We start from the raw sequence: 15,799 nt of genomic DNA, 5'->3' as shown, positions 1-15,799 counted from the left end.
GGCCGTTCCACGACCACGAGGAGTCCACGCATGCCCACCGGCAAGGTCAAGTTCTACGACGACCAGAAGGGGTTCGGGTTCATCACCGGCGACGACGGTGAGGCCGTCTTCCTGCACGCGTCCTCGCTGCCCGACGGCGTGACGAGTGTGAAGGCCGGCACGCGGCTCGAGTACGGCGTCGTGCAGGGCAAGCGCGGTTCCCAGGCGCTCTCCGTGCGGCTCCTCGAACCGGCGCCCTCCCTGTCCAAGATGTCCCGTCGCTCGGCGGACGACATGGCCGTGATCGTCGAGGACCTCGTGAAGGAGCTCGACCGGATCAGCGGTGACTTCCGCCACGGTCGGTACCCGCGCAACGGCGACAAGATCGCCGCGATCCTGCGCCACGTCGCAGACCAGCTGGACGCCTGATGGCCACCGTCGACCCCACCGCGCCCGAGATCGTCGCGCTCGCTCGTCAGGCCCTGCTCGAGGTCACCGAGGAGTCCACCGTCGGTGCCCCCGCCGGCTCGACCGACGAGGGCGACGGCGTCGTCTCGCTGCTCTTCGCGAACCGGATGCCCGGCTACCCCGGCTGGCGCTGGACCGTCTCGATCGCGCAGGTGGACGGTGACGAGCCGACCGTGCTCGAGGTCGAGCTCATGCCCGGCGACGGCTCCCTCGTGGCACCGGAGTGGGTGCCGTGGTCCGACCGGCTCGCGGAGTACCGCGCCGGGCAGGACGAGGACGGCGCCGAGTCCGACGAGGACGACGACGAGTCCGATGACGAGGACGACGACGAGGACGACGACGAGGACGACGACGAGTCCGACGACGAGGACGCGGAGTACGACGACGAGTCCGACGACGAGGACGACGACTTCGACGTCGACGAGGACGACCTCGACGAGTCGGACGACGACGACCTCGACGGCGTGGACGTCGACGGGCTCGCGGACGCACCCGCCGAGGGCTCCGAGGACGACACCGACGAATCGGACGAATCGGACGAGGACGACGAGGACGACGAGCCCGTCGCGGAGCCGACGCGCTCCCGCGGCGGCCGCCGACGCGCGCAGCGCGTCCGCCCGGTCGACCCGGACGGCGACCTGGAACTCGACCGGCTCGACGCGACCGAGGTCGACCCGGACCACCACCGGTCCTGACCGCGACGGTCTCACAGGACCGACGCGATCCGTCACACACGGGAGGCGCGGTGCCAGCTGGCACCGCGCCTCCCGTGTGTGCGACGGTCGCGTCTGGTCAGCGCGACGCGTCGATCGTGAAGTCGATCGCGCGCACGAGCTTCGCCACGTCGTCCGGGTCGATGGACGTGAAGGTCGCGACGCGGAGCTGGTTGCGGCCGAGCTTGCGGTACGGCTCCGTGTCGACGATGCCGTTCCGGCGGAGCGTCGCTGCCACGGCGGCGGCGTCGATCGAGTCGTCGAGGTCGATCGTCGCGACGACCTGCGACCGCTCCTCGGGCACGCTGACGAACGGCGTCGCGTGGTCGGACGAGGCCGCCCAGTCGTAGATGGTCGACGACGAGGTCTTCGTGCGGGTGTCCGCCCAGGCGAGGCCGCCCGACTGGTTGATCCACTGCACCTGGTCGTCGAGGAGCAGGAGCGTGGCGAGCGCCGGGGTGTTCAGCGTCTGGTTCAGCCGCGAGTTGTCGACCGCGTTCTTGAGCGACAGGAACTCGGGGACGTAGCGGCCGGACGCGGCGATCCGCTCGACACGCTCGATGGCGGCGGGGGAGAACAGGGCGAGCCAGAGGCCGCCGTCCGACGCGAAGTTCTTCTGCGGCGCGAAGTAGTAGACGTCGGTCGCGGAGACGTCGAACGCGGCACCGCCGGCGGCGCTCGTCGCGTCGACGACCGTGAGGGCCCCGTCGTCGCCGGCCGCGCGGACGACCGGCGCCATGACGCCGGTCGAGGTCTCGTTGTGCGGGTAGGCGTAGACGTCCACGCCCTCGACCGGCTCGAGTGCGGCGAGGGAGCCACCCGGCGCCTCGATCACGTGCGGGGCCTCGAGCCACGGCGCGGCGACGGCCTTGGCGAACTTCGACCCGAACTCGCCGAACGACAGGTTCTCGGCGCGACGCTCGACGAGTCCGAAGGCCGCGGCGTCCCAGAACGCGGTCGAGCCGCCGTTGCCGAGGACGACCTCGTAGCCGTCCGGCAGGTCGAAGAGGTCGGCGAGGCCCTGGCGGACGCTGCCGACGAGGTCCTTGACGGGCTTCTGCCGGTGGGAGGTGCCGAGGATCGTCGCCCCGCGGGTCACCAGGGACTCGAGCTGCGCTCCGCGGATCTTGGACGGGCCGCAGCCGAAACGGCCGTCGGTGGGGAGGAGGTCAGCGGGGATGACGATGTCTGCCATGCGCCGATCCTACCGAGGCGGTATCCCACCCTCGGCGTCCCTGGCCGTCGGTGTGAACAAGTAGGGTGGGGCGCGCTGGGCCGAGACATGGGAGGCGGAGGCGTGACCGATCTCGTCGACACCACGGAGATGTACCTGCGCACGATCCTCGACCTCGAGGAAGAGGGCATCGTCCCGCTGCGCGCACGCATCTCGGAGCGCCTCGGGCACTCCGGTCCGACGGTCTCGCAGACCATCGCCCGCATGGAGCGCGACGGCCTGGTCGTCGTGAGCGGTGACCGTCACCTCGAGCTCACCGGCGAGGGACGCTCCCGCGCGACCCACGTCATGCGCAAGCACCGGCTCGCGGAGCGGCTGCTCGCCGACGTCATCGGTCTCGACTGGGCGTTCGTCCACGACGAGGCCTGCCGGTGGGAGCACGTGATGAGCGAGCAGGTCGAGGTCCGACTGCTCGAGATGCTCGGCAACCCGACCGAGTCGCCGTACGGCAACCCGATCCCCGGGCTCGCCGAGATCGGCGGTCCGACGGCGGACGGGTTCCTCGACGGCGTGCACAACATCGTCGCCGCGACCGAGGGCACCGACGCCGTGGCGACCGGTGTCATCCGGCGCCTGGGCGAGCCCGTGCAGTTCGAGCCGGAGCTCCTGCACCAGCTCCGGTCGGCCGGTGTGATGCCAGGCCGGCTCGCGAGCGTGCAGCGCGCCGGCGCGTACGTGGCCGTCCGGGTCGACGGCGAGGACGCCGGGATCGAACTGCCGACCGAGGTCGCGCAGCACGTCTACATCGAGCGAGCCTGACGCTCACACCCCCGCTGACCAGGGGATCTTGACCGTTTCGTTACAAAGCGGCGTTTTCATCTCGACAAGGTAACGACGATCACGTACGCTCGTCGAGTCCCCGGGCCGCCCACGAGGCCCAGGACCCGTGGCAGGACGTCTCGAACCCGTCTCCTGCCTGGATCGGAAACGATGACGAACGGATGGGGTCGACTGCCCGCGACCACCCCTCGCGAGCGGTCAGTGACGAGACGCCGGAGACACCCTTGACGCAGACCGGTTCCGCCGCGGACGACACCACGCCCGCGAACCCGACGAACACCGCGAACGCCACCGCAGCCGACGCCCCCCTCACCCGCCGTGCCGCGCGTGACACCGGCGGCGTCCGCAAGGTCACGCCCGTCCGGGACGCCCCGCTCCCCGGCGGCCGTCGCGCCGCACAGGCCGCCCGAGCCGCCGAGGCGAGCAAGGCCAGCGCCTCGGCACGCAAGCGTCGCTTCCTCGCGCCGGTCGTGCTGACCGTCGCCGCCGGCATGTTCGGCACCGTCGCGGTCGCGCCGGCCTTCGCGAGTCCGCAGCAGACCGGCTCGGTCGCCGCGAACGCCGAGCGCCAGGTCCGCACCACCCAGGCGCAGGACTTCTCCGTGTCGGACGCCGTTGCACTCGCCGGCACCTCCCGCGACGGGTACGGCGCCACCTCGACCGCCACGCTGAACGCCGAGAAGGCCCAGCGCGACGCCGCCCAGGCCGCGAAGGTCGCCGCAGAGCGCGCCGCGCAGGCGTCCGCGACCGAGGCCGCCCGCGCGAAGACCGCGTCGCAGTACGCCTCGTACACCGGCCCGAGCGCCTCCGACTACGTCGCGACCGCCACCGCTGCGAACACCCCGTTCTCGCTGCCGGCCGTGGTCGCCACCGCCAAGCAGTACATCGGCACCCCGTACGTCTTCGGCGGCGCCGACCCGTCGGGCTTCGACTGCTCCGGCTACGTCATGTTCGTCTACGCCCAGTACGGCATCAACCTCGCGCACTCCGTCCCGCTGCAGGACCAGGCCGGCACCACGATCCCCGAGTCCGAGGCCCAGCCCGGCGACGTCGTCATCTTCAACAACGAGGCGCACGACGGCTTCTACATGGGCAACGGCATGATCATGGACGCCCCGAAGCCCGGCGGCTCCGTCTCGATCCGCCCGATCTGGACCAGCGACTACCACATCGTCCGCTTCGGCATCTGACGCCAGCGCGCACCACCACGGGCCCGACCGCAGTGTCGTTCCCGTGAACACTCCCGGAAACCGGCCCGCACACCCTCGTGCCGGGCCGGTTTCTGACGTAGCCTGACGCTGCACCGGTCCGCACCGGCCCGAACACGGGAGACCTCATGTCAGCGTTCCGCACGACCCGCACCACGGGTCGGCGCGCGCTCGTGGGCATACGGTCGACCGCTCCCTGCGTGCACCATCACGTCCCTGCATGACCAGAGCACTGCCCATCCGGGTGGTGCTCTTCGTGGTTCAGGGCGTGGTCGCAGGCCGCGGTCCCCTGTCGGCGTCGCTCGGCCCGACGCACCCGCAGCGCCTGGAAGCCGTCCAGGCACCGTCGGAAGGGAACCCATGCGTACTCTCGTCCTCAACGCCGGCTACGAGCCCCTCGCGGTGATCTCGGACCGGCGGGCCCTCGTGCTGGTCATGAACCAGAAGGCCGCCATCGTCGCAGCAGACGCCGAGCACCCGGTCACCGGGTCGACGTCGAGCTTCGACCGTCCGTCCGTCATCATCCTCACCCGGTACGTCCGCATCCCGCACTCGCGGCTCGTCCCGGTGTCGCGACGCGGGGTGCTCCGCCGCGACGGCAACCGGTGCGCGTACTGCGACCGGCACGCCACCACGATCGACCACGTGCAGCCGCGGTCCCGCGGCGGGCAGGACTCGTGGGAGAACCTCGTCGCCTGCTGCCTGGCGTGCAACAACACGAAGGGCGACCGGACCCCGCAGGAGATGGGCTGGCGGCTGCGCTTCCGGCCGAAGGCGCCGCACGGCACCTCGTGGGTCGTCCGGGGGATCGAGCGTCCGTTGTCGGAGTGGGACGAGTACCTGGTGGCCGCGTAGCGGCCGGCTGGCGCCGGGAGGGACGGGAGGCGCGGGGCGGGCCCGCACCGCGCCTCCCGTCCGTCGTGTGGTGGTGTCGTCCGGGGACCGTCACGCCGGTCTCGTCGGCGCGCGCGCCTGCTAGGTTCGTCCCGCTGAGCCCTCCTCGGCGCGGGGGCTCGACGTCGACGTTCCCGGTGTCCCGACCCGAATGGAATGCCACCCGTGCTTCGCTCCCGTCCCGCCGCGCTCGCCGTCGGTGCCACCGTGCTCGGTCTGACCGCCGCTCTCGTCCCGGCGGTCTCGAACGCCGCCGACCCCGTCGCCACGCCGACCGCGACCCCCGTCGTGACCTGGGCGGACTCGTCGTCGGACTTCACCGCGGTCTCCCTCTCCTTCGGTGCCACGCCGCTGCCCGCCGGGTGGAGCTTCGTGCCGGACGCCGCGGGCGCGAACGGTTCCTCCGACATCTCCGACGCCGTCACCTTCGACGCGAACGGCATCAGCGCGAAGCAGGGGCAGTTCGTCCCGCTCCTGCGCCGTCTGTCCGCGCCCGTCAGCCCGGACGGCCTGCCGGCCCTCGTCGCCACGGCGACCGCGAACGTGGGGTCGACCACCCGGGTCGGACTCCTCCTCAGCAAGGCCGCCGCCCCGACCGTGCTCGACAACACCGTCGACGCCCCGGACGGCTTCGTCGGTGCGGCGACCACGTGGTCGGGGAACACCGGGTCGGGCCGGTCGACCGCCGACCTCGCCGCAGAACTGCGCGCGGAGGACGAGGTCGTCAGCGGCTACTACGTCGTGCTCAACTCCTCGACGGTGGTCCTCGACGACGAGCAGCAGGACGTGCCCGACGGCACCGAGCAGCTCGGCACCGCGCCCGCGGCCACGGAACGTCCCCGCGCCACCGCGACGGTGCGTCCGGCCGCCGACACCACCGCGGTGCGCGCGGCCGCCGTCACTCCGGCCGCTGTCACTCCGACCGCGAACGGTGCCGCGAGCATCGCCGTCGGTGACACCACCACGTACTTCACGCGCCGGCCGACCGCTGCGCTGACGCTCGCGACGACGAGCGCCACGGTCTCGGCCGCCACGACGGCGGGCGTGCCGTTCACCGCGACCGGCTTCGCCCCGGGCGAGGCCGTCACCGCCGCGATCGGCACCTCGACGGCGCTGGGGGACTCGTTCCTCGCCGATGCCGACGGCGCGGTGTCCGGCACGCTCGTGGTGCCGTCCGCCTCGGTGCCTGCCGCCGGCCGGTACGCACTCGTCCTGGTCGGGTCGTCGTCGCAGCAGTCGGCGCAGGCGGTCGTCACGATCACCGCCGACCCGGTGGCACCCGCTCCGGCTCCGGGCCCGGTCACGACTCCGGCACCGACCCCGGTGGCGACGCCGGCGCCGACTCGGGCCCCGGCTCCGGTGGCGGTCCCGGTCACGGGTCGGGCGACCTTCACCGGCTGACCTGACGGATGCCGTTCCTGCCGGTCGAGCCACGGCGGCGCGCGACGATCGTCGCGGTCGCCGTGGCCGTCGTCTGTGCGGCACTGATCACCGTCGCCATGCTCGCGCCGTGGTCGGCGACGTCGGCTCCGGCCCCGGGGCAGACCGCGTCCGCTCCGGGCAGACCGACGTCCGGGTCCTCCCCGTCGGCCGGGACGGACGCGCCGACCCGTCCCGCCGACGCCGTCGACGCGCCCGCCGCCACGACGGTCGCCGCCGCCACGGGGAGCAGCGTCCCGGTGAGCAGCACCCCGGGCGGCGCCGCGACCAGCAGGCTCGCCAATCCGCAGACCTCCGGCGCCCCGCTCGTCTTCCGGGTGATGCATCAGCACGGGGACTGGGTCGAGGTGCAGCTCGCGGAACGACCGAACGGGAGCACCGGGTGGGTCCCGACCTCCGCGGTCTCGCTGACGACCGACCCCTACGCGATCGTCGTCACGGTCGCCACGAACACGCTCGACCTGTACGAGCACGGCGAGGTCGTGCACAGCTACCCGGTCGCGACCGGCACCGGAGGGACCCCGACGCCCCTCGGCCGGTTCGCGCTCACCGAACTCCTCGCGCCGACGAACAGCGGCTACGGCCCGTACGCCTACGGGACGACCGCGTTCTCGGAGGTGCTCAACTCCTTCGGCGGCGGCCCCGGACAGATCGGCCTGCACGGCACCGACGACGCGGCGAGCGTCGGCACGGCGGCGTCCCACGGGTGCGTCCGGATGCACGACGCGGACATCACCGCGTTGGCGGAGATGCTGCCGCTCGGGACGCCGTTCCAGGTGCGGTGAGCCGAGCGGCTCGCGCGATGTGCCGGGTGGGCCTGGTCGTTCCGGGCGTACCCGGTCGTTCCGGGCGTACCTGGTCGTCGCGAACGACCAGGTACGCCCGTTCCCGCTTCCCATCGCTGCCGTCCTGGGAAGGACCGGGCGGCCCACAGCGCGTAGCGTGCGGCGCATGAGCGCGACGCCGAGCATCGACGACGAGACCATCGCAGACCTCCGTGCCCGGCTCCGCGCGACCCGCTGGCCGGACGCGCCCGCCGGCACCGGGTGGTCGCTCGGGGTCGACGTCGACGAGCTCCGCGCGCTCGTGCGGTACTGGGCCGACGGGTTCGACTTCGACGCACACCGCGCGGAGCTCGCGGCGCTGCCCTCGGAGCGGCACGTCGTCGACGGCATCGGGGTCCACGTGGTGCACGCCCGCTCGGGCCGCACCGATGCGCTCCCGCTGCTGCTCGCGCACGGCTGGCCGGACTCCGGGTGGCGGTACCGGAAGGTGCTGCCGATGCTCGTCGCCGCTGGGTTCGACGTCGTCGTGCCGGACATGCCCGGGTACGGGTTCTCCGAGGCGCCGCCCCAGGTCCTCGACGCCCGGCAGGTCGCCGGCATGTGGGCGACGCTGATGACCGACCTCGGGTACGAGCGCTTCGCCGCGTCCGGCGGGGACATCGGCACGCACGTCGTCCGGTACCTCGCGCTCGACCACCCGGACCGGGTCGTCGCCGTGCACCGGATCGACGGCGGCCTGGCGTGGCCGGGGCTCGACGCCTCGTCGCTGTCGCCCGCGGAGCAGGCGTTCGTCGCAGCGACCGACCGGTGGCGGACCGCCGAGGGCGCCTACGCGATGATGCACCGCACGAAGCCGCAGACCGCGGCCGTGGGGCTCACCGACTCGCCCGCCGGCCTCGCGGCGTGGATCGTCGAGAAGCTCCGGTCGTGGAGCGACTGCGGCGGGGACCTCTGGTCGGTGTACACGCGGGACGAGGTGCTGGCGCTGCTGACCGAGTACTGGGCGACGGCGACGATCGGGTCCTCGATGCGGATGTACCACGCCAACGCGGCGATCCCGGCTGAGCAGATGGCTCGCCGGGTGGAGGTGCCGTCGGGGTTCTCGGTCTTCCCGGGTGACATCGTGCGGGCGCCGCGGGAGTGGCTCGAGCGGACCACGAACCTCGTGTACCACCGGGAGCTCGACCACGGCGGACACTTCGCGCCGTTCGAGCAGCCGGAGCTGTACGTGGGGGAGCTCCGGGCCTTCCTGGAGCCGTTCCGCCGCTAGAGTGGACGGGCCAGCCTCTGTAGCTCAATGGAAGAGCAGTTCCGTCCTAAGGAAACGGTTGGGGGTTCGAGTCCCTCCAGGGGCACCCTCGGTTCTCGTGCCGGTGGCCCGCGCGTCGCCGCCTCGTGCCGGTCCTCAGCGCTCCGCGGTCCGTCAGCTGGCGGTGATCGCGACCGCGGCCCCCACGACCGCGGTCGCGACCGACCGGATTCCCCACACGACGACCAGTCTCCTCAGCCGGTCGGCCAGTCGCATCCCCCGGCAGGCTGATCTGTGCCCGGGGACACACGCGGCGGACGGAGTTCTCCCCAACCGTCGGCCCGGACGGTAGTGCGGCGCGAGTGCCCCGTACGATTGACCCCGTGTCCAAGGTCCTGAGCAGTCTCCCCGTCGGCGAACGAGTCGGCATCGCGTTCTCCGGAGGTCTCGACACCTCCTGCGCGGTCGCCTGGATGCGCGAGAAGGGAGCGGTGCCCTGCACGTACACGGCCGACATCGGCCAGTACGACGAGCCGGACATCGACGCCGTCCCGGGCCGCGCACACGAGTACGGTGCGGAGATCGCCCGCCTGGTCGACGCGAAGAGCGCCCTGGTGGAAGAGGGCCTCGTCGCCCTGCAGACCGGCGCGTTCCACATCCGCTCCGGTGGCAAGACCTACTTCAACACGACGCCGCTCGGTCGCGCGGTGACGGGCACCATGCTCGTGCGCGCCATGAAGGAGGACGGCGTCGACATCTGGGGCGACGGCTCCACCTACAAGGGCAACGACATCGAGCGGTTCTACCGCTACGGCCTGATGGCCAACCCGCGCCTCCGCGTCTACAAGCCGTGGCTCGACTCCGACTTCGTCGCGGAGCTCGGCGGCCGCAAGGAGATGAGCGAGTGGCTCGTCGCCCGGGGCTTCCCCTACCGCGACTCCACCGAGAAGGCGTACTCGACCGACGCCAACATCTGGGGCGCCACGCACGAGGCGAAGAGCCTCGAAGAGCTCTCGAGCGGCCTGGACATCGTCGAGCCGATCATGGGTGTCGCCGCCTGGCGTGACGACGTCGAGGTCGCGACCGAGGTCGTCAGCATCCGCTTCGAGGCCGGCCGCCCCGTCGCGATCAACGGGGTCGAGTACGCCGACGCCGTGGCCCTCGTGTACGAGGCGAACGCGATCGGCGGCCGCCACGGCCTCGGCGCGAGCGACCAGATCGAGAACCGCATCATCGAGGCGAAGAGCCGCGGCATCTACGAGGCGCCGGGCATGGCGCTGCTGCACGTCGCCTACGAGCGCCTGCTCAACGCGATCCACAACGAGGACACCGTCGCGTCGTACCACAACGAGGGTCGCCGGCTCGGGCGCCTGATGTACGAGGGTCGCTGGCTCGACCCGCAGTCCCTCATGCTCCGCGAGTCGCTGCAGCGCTGGGTCGCCTCGGCCGTCACGGGCGAGGTCACGCTGCGCCTCCGCCGCGGCGACGACTACACGATCCTCGACACCACGGGGCCCGCGCTGTCGTACCACCCAGACAAGCTCTCGATGGAGCGCGTCGGCGACGCAGCGTTCGGCCCGGACGACCGTATCGGCCAGCTGACGATGCGCAACCTCGACATCGCGGACTCGCGCTCGCGGCTCGAGCAGTACGCCGCCGCCGGCCTCATCGGCGGGGCGACCGGCGAGCTCGTCGGGGAGCTCGAGTCGGGCGAGGCCGAGGAGATCCTCGGCGGCGCACCGGTGACCGACGCTGCCGACGCACTCGGCCGGGCGACGGACGCCGTCTCCGAGGGTGCCGCCTTCGACTCCGGTACGGACTGACCCGGGTCCAGACAGCACTGAAGGGGAGTGCCCGCGATCCGCGGGCGCTCCCCTTCGTCGTACGTGGCGGCGCGAGCAGTGTCGCGACCCCCGGACGGACGGGAGGCGCGGTGCCAGCTGGCACCGCGCCTCCCGTCCGTGGACGGCCGCGTCTACCGCCGCTCGGCCGTCTCCGGACGCTTCTGCCGCCAGGGCGTCGCGGGGTCGTTCGGCCCGTTCCAGACCTGCACCGCTCCCCACGCGGCGGCGAGCAGCGGCACCGAGATGATGGCGCCCGTGATGCCGGCGAGGACGGTGCCGGCGGTCAGGCCGATGAGGATGACCAGCCCGTGCAGCTTGAGCGTCTTGCCCATCAGGACGGGCTGGAGCAGGTTGCCCTCGAGCTGGTTCACGAGCACGACGACGCCGACCACGAAGAGGGCCGCGACCGGGCCGTTCGCGACGAGGGCGACGAGCGCGGCGAGGATCCCGGCCGCGGTCGCACCGACGATGGGGATGAACGCCGTGATGAACACGACCACGGCGAGGGGGAGCGCGAGCGGCACCCCGATGATGGCGAGTCCGACGCCGATGCCGATCGCGTCGACCGCGGCGACGCTCGCGGTTCCACGGACGTACCCGCCGAGGGTGTGCACCACGCGGTCACCGACGCGTCGTGCACGCTGGTAGCGCTCGCCGGTGAAGGGGCGGAGGAGGAACTCCCAGATCGCGGGGCCGTCCTTGAGGAAGAAGAACAGGACGACGATCATCAGCACCAGGCCGGTGAGGAAGTTCGCCGTGGCCGATGCGCCGGCGAGCGCGCCGGAGCCGAACTGCGAGCTCGTCAGGAAGTCCTGGACGCCCTTGACCGCCTCGTCGACCTGCTTGTCGGAGATCGCGAAGGGCAGGTGCGCCGCCCAGTCCTGCAGCTGGTCGAAGCCGCTCAGTGCGGACTTCTGCAGGTCGGGCCACTGCGAGATGACGGCGACGACGATGAGCCAGCCGACGAGGCCGAGCACGACGAGGACGCCGAGCAGGACGGCCAGGGTCGCGAGCACCGACGGCACCTTGTGTCGGCGCAGCCAGGACACGACGGGGTGCATGGCGCTCGCGATGATGAGCGCCAGGAGGACCGGGATGGTGACGACGCTGAGCGTCGCGGCGGCGTAGATGATCGCGCTCGCGATGACCAGGACGATGATCGTCTGGAGGCACCGGGTGGCGAGACCGCCGAACGAGTCGGACCACTTCCTGGCGAAGGCGGACGGCGGTGCGTCGTGGCCGGGGTGTGCGGGGGGTCTGCCGAACAGGGGCATGTGGCTCCTCGTGGTGGTGTGCAGATTCCCACGGTAGTCGGCGGGCGACGGGCGGGGTCGGAGCCGGTCGGAACGCGGTCGTTGCGGTCTGCGGACCTTCCTCGCGGAAGCGCCCGGGTCGTTCTACCCTGGAACGACCGGGCTGCTCCTCAGGGTCCCGCGTTCTTGATGCTCCTCGCGTTCTGCGGGGTCTGGCGCAGCGGGACGGCCCGGTCGGATCCGGAGTGCTGCATCACTCCGATGAAGGGCTGGTCACCGTGACCGCCACCACTCGTCCGTGCTTCCACCAGACCGACCCGTTCGCCGCCTCGACCCGTACCCCGCGCAAGCCGATGGGCGGCACCGCTCTCGAACTCGCCCTCGGGTAGGCGCTGGACGGCGGTGCCGCCCAGCGCTCGTCTCCCGCTGCCCCGTCACCCGGCCGTGACGAGCGCCTCCTCCGCCCGTTCCGCCGACCCCTCGGCGAGTCCCCGCGCGATCCTGCCCCGGGACACCGCCCAGAGCACGAGCGCCGCGACGAACACGAGCACCTCGGTGACGGTCAGCGCCCAGACGATCCCGGCGAGGCCGAACCACGCGTTGCCGGCGAGCACGATCGGCACGAACAGCACGCCCTGAGCCATCGAGAGCACCATCGCGGGCACGATCATGCCGGTCGCCTGGAAGAGCGAGGTGACGAGGCCGGTGAACCCGTTCACGACGGCCGCGACGAGCTGCGCGGTGAGGATCGTCAACCCGATCGCGAGGACCGCGTGGTCGCCGGAGAAGATCGTGAAGACCTGCTCGCGGAAGACGAACACCGTGCCCGAGAACACCAGCACGATCGTTCCGACGGCGATCGCTGCGCCGCGCAGGCCGGCACGGAGCCGTGCGGCGTCGCCCTTGCCGTAGGCGTACGCCAGCAGCGGCAGCACACCGATCGTCACCCCCATCACGAGGAACTCGGGCACCTGCGCGATGCGGACCGCGACCCCCATGGCGGCGAGCGGGTCGTCACCGTACGCGGCCGCGAGGTTGTTGAGCACGAGCGTCGTCACGATGAGGAACCCGGCCTGCAGCAGCTCGCTCGACCCGATGCCGAGCACCGGCCCGAGGACACTGCGGCGGAGCGTGATCCAGCGGGGGGCGAACCCGACGTGCTCGCTGTTCCGGTGCAGCCACACCACCCAGTAGCCGATCGCCACCAGGTTCCCGAGACCGACGGCGAGCGCGGCACCGGCGACGCCCCAGTGCAGCACGAGGATGAAGAGCACGTCGAACACGAGGTTGCCGACCGTGGAGAGGACGAGTCCGACCATCGCCTGGCGTGCGGCGCCCTCCGAGCGGACGATCTGTTCGAGCGTGAACGACGCGGCGAGGACGGGCACGAACGCGAGCAGCACCCCGACGTAGGCACTCGTGGCGGGGACCGCCGCGGCGTCGGCCCCGAGCACGGCGACGAGGGGGCGGAGCAGCAGGAGGCCGACTGCGCCGAGCACGACGCCCGTGCCGACCGCGCCCCAGAGTGCGGTCGCGGCGACTCGCTCGATGTCCCCGGCCCGGGCGGGATCGTGCTCCGAGGCGCCGAGCAGCCGGGACATCAGCGAGCTGCCGCCGACGCCGAACACGCCGCCGACGGCCATCACCAATCCGAGGAGCGGGGTGCCGAAGGTGATCGCGGCGAGCAGCGAGGTGTCGTGCTGTGCGCCGATGAAGCCGGCGTTGACGACGTTGTAGACCGCGCTGACGACCATCGCGGCGGCCATCGGCACGCAGAGGTGGAGGAGGGCGAGGGCGATCGGGGCGGCGGAGAGGTACCAGCGGTTCCTCGTGGCTGCAGTGGTGGTTGCGGTGGTGCTCATGGTGACTCTCCTTCTGGATGTGACGGCACGGCGGCACGACGGCACGACGGCACGACGGCACGACGGCATGACGGCATGACGGCATGACGGCATGACGGCAGCACGGCTGCATGCCCATGACGGCGGTGCGGGCAGGCGCGACGGAGCACGCCACGGGGACGCCGGACGGCGGCGGGGCGGGGGCATGGCGCGGACGGCGGGTACCGTCACGTGGGTTCGGTGCGACCCCGGCGGGCCCAGGACGCGGGCCGGGAGGCGCGGGGTGCGTTACCGGGTGGGTTCCGGCAGCGCTGCGGTCACCTTCCGCAGGAGTTCCTGCAGGGTGGTCCGCTCGTCGGCGGTGAGCGGGGCGAGGAAGGTGTCGTCGAGGGCGATCATGGCGTCCTCGAACCCGGCGATGAGGGCGATCCCCTCGTCGGTGGCGTACACGGTCTTGGTGCGACCGTTCGTCGCGTCGGTGCGCCGCTCCACGAGGCCGCGGCGCTCGAGTCCCTGCAGGAGGCTCGACACGCTGGCCGCGCTGGTCCGGGTCACCTCGGCGATGTCGCGTTGGATCGCCCCGGGGGAGCGCTGCAGGTACCCGAGCACGAAGCTCTGCTCCTGGGTGAGGTCACGTTCCCGCACCCACTCCTCGGCGGCCTTCCGCTGCGCCCACCCGATCCAGCGCGTCTGCTGGAGCGGGGAGTCGAGTCGCGGTGCCTGTTCGCTCATGATCAGGACTCTAACTGTTTGGCCCCTAACTGTCAACGCGATCCGCGGATCCATCCTGTGCACGTCTGCCACGGCGCGGGATACTGGGGTGGTGCGCGAACTCCAGACCGCCATCGCAGCGGACCTCAACGTCCAACCGACCATCGAACCGGAGCAGGAGGTCGCCCGCCGCGTCGGGTTCCTCCGCGACTACCTCCTGACCACGGGCGCGAAGGGCTTCCTCCTCGCGATCTCCGGCGGGCAGGACTCGACGCTCGCAGGCCGGCTCACGCAGCTCGCGGTCGAGTCCCTCCGCTCCGAGGGGCACCCCGCCGAGTTCGTCACCGTCCGGATGCCCTACCGGGTGCAGGCCGACGAGGACGACGCGCAGCTGGCCCTCCGCTTCATCGCGGCCGACCCCGGTCTCACGGTGAACATCGAGCACGGTGTCGACGGCGTCGTGCAGGACACCGCGGACTCCGGTGTCGCCCTGAGTGACTTCGTGAAGGGCAACGTCAAGGCCCGGATGCGGATGGTCGCGCAGTACGCGATCGCCGGGCAGCGGGGACTCCTCGTCGTCGGCACCGACCACGCGGCCGAGGCCGTGACCGGCTTCTTCACGAAGTACGGCGACGGCGGTGTCGACCTCACCCCGCTCACCGGGCTCACGAAGAGCCAGGGGCGCCAGCTCCTCGAGCACCTCGGCGCCCCGGCTCGACTGTACGAGAAGGCGCCGACGGCCGACCTGCTCGACGACCTGCCCGGCCAGACCGACGAGGCGAACCTCGGCCTCAGCTACGCGGAGATCGACGCGTACCTGCAGGGCCACGACGTGCCGGTCGAGGTGGCCGAGGCCATCGAGACCCGGTACCGCGCCACGGAGCACAAGCGCCAGGTCCCCGCGACGCCCTTCGACGACTGGTGGCGCGCCGGCGCCTAGGCGTCCACGCTGCCGCATGACGGGAGGCGCGGTGCAGGTCCGACCTGCACCGCGCCTCCCGTTCGTCTCGGCTAGTCCTCGTCGCCGGTCCGGCGCTGCTGCTGCACCGCGTCGTCCCGCTCAGCGGCGAGCCGCTGCTGCCAGACGACGCTGCGCGCCGCGCCCTCGAGCACCTCGCCCACGTCGCGGCCGGTCTGCGCGGCGAGCGCGCCGCTCAACCCGGCGGTGAGCGTGCCGCCGGCGGCGGCGAGGCGCTCGACGACCTCCTCCTGCCGCGGGGTCAACGGCTCGTCGACGAGTTCGTCGATGACGTCGCGGATGTTCTCCTCGCTCGCGTCGAGAGCGGACTCGTCGCCGGAGTGCAGCGCTGCCGCCTCCCCGACCACGACGAGGCCGAGTCGCGCGGCATCGTCTTCCGGTCGCGTGCTGTGCTCGTCAGTCATGCGGCAGACCGTACGCC

The 15,799-nt window shown here is 72.1% G+C and carries 16 protein-coding genes and 1 tRNA gene; 11 read left to right on the top strand and 6 right to left on the bottom strand.

Going from position 1 to position 15,799, the window contains the following annotated elements:
* Positions 1-30 precede the first annotated feature (30 nt).
* On the top strand, positions 31-408 hold the full coding sequence (locus ACY3FI_RS14175) for a cold-shock protein (protein ID WP_462548210.1): 378 nt from the start codon (positions 31-33) through the stop codon (positions 406-408).
* Positions 408-1,142 carry a DUF3027 domain-containing protein gene (locus ACY3FI_RS14170; RefSeq protein WP_462548208.1) on the top strand — a complete coding sequence of 245 codons (735 nt, stop codon included), beginning with the start codon at positions 408-410 and terminating at the stop codon, positions 1,140-1,142. The genes ACY3FI_RS14175 and ACY3FI_RS14170 overlap by 1 nt, the downstream gene beginning before the upstream one ends.
* Before the next feature lie 97 nt (positions 1,143-1,239).
* Here ACY3FI_RS14170 and serC read toward each other — a convergent pair whose 3' ends face one another.
* Positions 1,240-2,355, bottom strand: a complete 1,116-nt coding sequence (gene serC, locus ACY3FI_RS14165) for a phosphoserine transaminase (protein ID WP_462548206.1) — start codon at positions 2,353-2,355, stop codon at positions 1,240-1,242.
* Positions 2,356-2,457: 102 nt separating this feature from the next.
* Here serC and ACY3FI_RS14160 point away from each other — a divergent pair, with 102 nt between their 5' ends.
* From ACY3FI_RS14160 to ACY3FI_RS14145, 4 genes are all read left to right on the top strand, one after another.
* Positions 2,458-3,153 (top strand): iron-dependent transcriptional repressor DtxR, encoded by a 696-nt coding sequence (locus tag ACY3FI_RS14160; RefSeq protein ID WP_462548204.1) that lies wholly within the window; start codon positions 2,458-2,460, stop codon positions 3,151-3,153.
* Positions 3,154-3,398: 245 nt separating this feature from the next.
* Positions 3,399-4,364: a C40 family peptidase gene (locus tag ACY3FI_RS14155; protein WP_462548202.1), complete on the top strand. Its 966-nt coding sequence runs from the start codon at positions 3,399-3,401 to the stop codon at positions 4,362-4,364.
* 378 nt (positions 4,365-4,742) lie between these two features.
* Positions 4,743-5,237, top strand: a complete 495-nt coding sequence (locus tag ACY3FI_RS14150; RefSeq protein ID WP_462548200.1) for an HNH endonuclease — start codon at positions 4,743-4,745, stop codon at positions 5,235-5,237.
* Positions 5,238-5,441: 204 nt separating this feature from the next.
* On the top strand, positions 5,442-6,677 hold the full coding sequence (locus tag ACY3FI_RS14145; protein ID WP_462548198.1) for a hypothetical protein: 1,236 nt from the start codon (positions 5,442-5,444) through the stop codon (positions 6,675-6,677).
* Here ACY3FI_RS14145 and ACY3FI_RS14140 read toward each other — a convergent pair.
* Positions 6,667-6,939 carry a hypothetical protein gene (locus ACY3FI_RS14140; protein ID WP_462548196.1) on the bottom strand — a complete coding sequence of 91 codons (273 nt, stop codon included), beginning with the start codon at positions 6,937-6,939 and terminating at the stop codon, positions 6,667-6,669. The genes ACY3FI_RS14145 and ACY3FI_RS14140 overlap by 11 nt on opposite strands.
* Positions 6,940-6,955: 16 nt before the next feature.
* Between ACY3FI_RS14140 and ACY3FI_RS14135 the strand changes: the two genes are divergently transcribed.
* From ACY3FI_RS14135 to argG, 4 genes are all read left to right on the top strand, one after another.
* Positions 6,956-7,501 (top strand): L,D-transpeptidase family protein, encoded by a 546-nt coding sequence (locus ACY3FI_RS14135; protein WP_462548194.1) that lies wholly within the window; start codon positions 6,956-6,958, stop codon positions 7,499-7,501.
* A gap of 166 nt (positions 7,502-7,667) precedes the next feature.
* Positions 7,668-8,771 carry an epoxide hydrolase family protein gene (locus ACY3FI_RS14130; RefSeq protein ID WP_462548192.1) on the top strand — a complete coding sequence of 368 codons (1,104 nt, stop codon included), beginning with the start codon at positions 7,668-7,670 and terminating at the stop codon, positions 8,769-8,771.
* Between the two features lie 13 nt (positions 8,772-8,784).
* Positions 8,785-8,856: transfer RNA gene (locus ACY3FI_RS14125), tRNA-Arg, on the top strand.
* Between the two features lie 277 nt (positions 8,857-9,133).
* Entirely contained in the window at positions 9,134-10,573 is a 1,440-nt protein-coding gene (gene argG, locus ACY3FI_RS14120; protein WP_462548191.1) for an argininosuccinate synthase, read from the top strand.
* A gap of 152 nt (positions 10,574-10,725) precedes the next feature.
* On the opposite strand, the gene ACY3FI_RS14115 is transcribed toward argG, so the two are convergent.
* From ACY3FI_RS14115 to ACY3FI_RS14105, 3 genes are all read right to left on the bottom strand, one after another.
* Entirely contained in the window at positions 10,726-11,868 is a 1,143-nt protein-coding gene (locus ACY3FI_RS14115; RefSeq protein WP_462548190.1) for an AI-2E family transporter, read from the bottom strand.
* Between the two features lie 413 nt (positions 11,869-12,281).
* Positions 12,282-13,709, bottom strand: a complete 1,428-nt coding sequence (locus ACY3FI_RS14110; protein WP_462548189.1) for an MATE family efflux transporter — start codon at positions 13,707-13,709, stop codon at positions 12,282-12,284.
* A 267-nt stretch (positions 13,710-13,976) separates the two neighbouring features.
* A complete protein-coding gene (locus ACY3FI_RS14105; protein ID WP_462548187.1) occupies positions 13,977-14,420 on the bottom strand; it encodes a MarR family winged helix-turn-helix transcriptional regulator in 444 nt (147 codons plus the stop codon).
* 91 nt (positions 14,421-14,511) lie between these two features.
* On the opposite strand from ACY3FI_RS14105, the gene nadE reads away from it, so the two are divergent.
* Positions 14,512-15,339, top strand: a complete 828-nt coding sequence (gene nadE, locus ACY3FI_RS14100; RefSeq protein ID WP_462548186.1) for an NAD(+) synthase — start codon at positions 14,512-14,514, stop codon at positions 15,337-15,339.
* A gap of 71 nt (positions 15,340-15,410) precedes the next feature.
* On the opposite strand, the gene ACY3FI_RS14095 is transcribed toward nadE, so the two are convergent.
* The gene (locus ACY3FI_RS14095; protein ID WP_462548185.1) at positions 15,411-15,782 is read right to left on the bottom strand and encodes a hypothetical protein; all 372 of its coding nucleotides are present in this window, start codon (positions 15,780-15,782) and stop codon (positions 15,411-15,413) included.
* Positions 15,783-15,799 lie beyond the last annotated feature (17 nt).

The sequence above is a fragment of the Curtobacterium sp. RM9 genome (genome assembly GCF_054956955.1).
The sequence above is the reverse complement of the archived record's forward strand: the minus strand, read 5'-3'. Positions and strand labels throughout refer to the sequence as shown.

Coding starts and splice junctions, on each gene's coding strand:
- serC (WP_462548206.1), bottom strand. CDS start 2,355: ATGGCAGACATCGTCATCCCCGCTGACCTCCTCCCCACCGACGGCCGT.
- ACY3FI_RS14095 (WP_462548185.1), bottom strand. CDS start 15,782: ATGACTGACGAGCACAGCACGCGACCGGAAGACGATGCCGCGCGACTC.
- ACY3FI_RS14110 (WP_462548189.1), bottom strand. CDS start 13,709: ATGAGCACCACCGCAACCACCACTGCAGCCACGAGGAACCGCTGGTAC.
- ACY3FI_RS14170 (WP_462548208.1), top strand. CDS start 408: ATGGCCACCGTCGACCCCACCGCGCCCGAGATCGTCGCGCTCGCTCGT.
- ACY3FI_RS14105 (WP_462548187.1), bottom strand. CDS start 14,420: ATGAGCGAACAGGCACCGCGACTCGACTCCCCGCTCCAGCAGACGCGC.
- ACY3FI_RS14175 (WP_462548210.1), top strand. CDS start 31: ATGCCCACCGGCAAGGTCAAGTTCTACGACGACCAGAAGGGGTTCGGG.
- ACY3FI_RS14150 (WP_462548200.1), top strand. CDS start 4,743: ATGCGTACTCTCGTCCTCAACGCCGGCTACGAGCCCCTCGCGGTGATC.
- ACY3FI_RS14130 (WP_462548192.1), top strand. CDS start 7,668: ATGAGCGCGACGCCGAGCATCGACGACGAGACCATCGCAGACCTCCGT.
- ACY3FI_RS14115 (WP_462548190.1), bottom strand. CDS start 11,868: ATGCCCCTGTTCGGCAGACCCCCCGCACACCCCGGCCACGACGCACCG.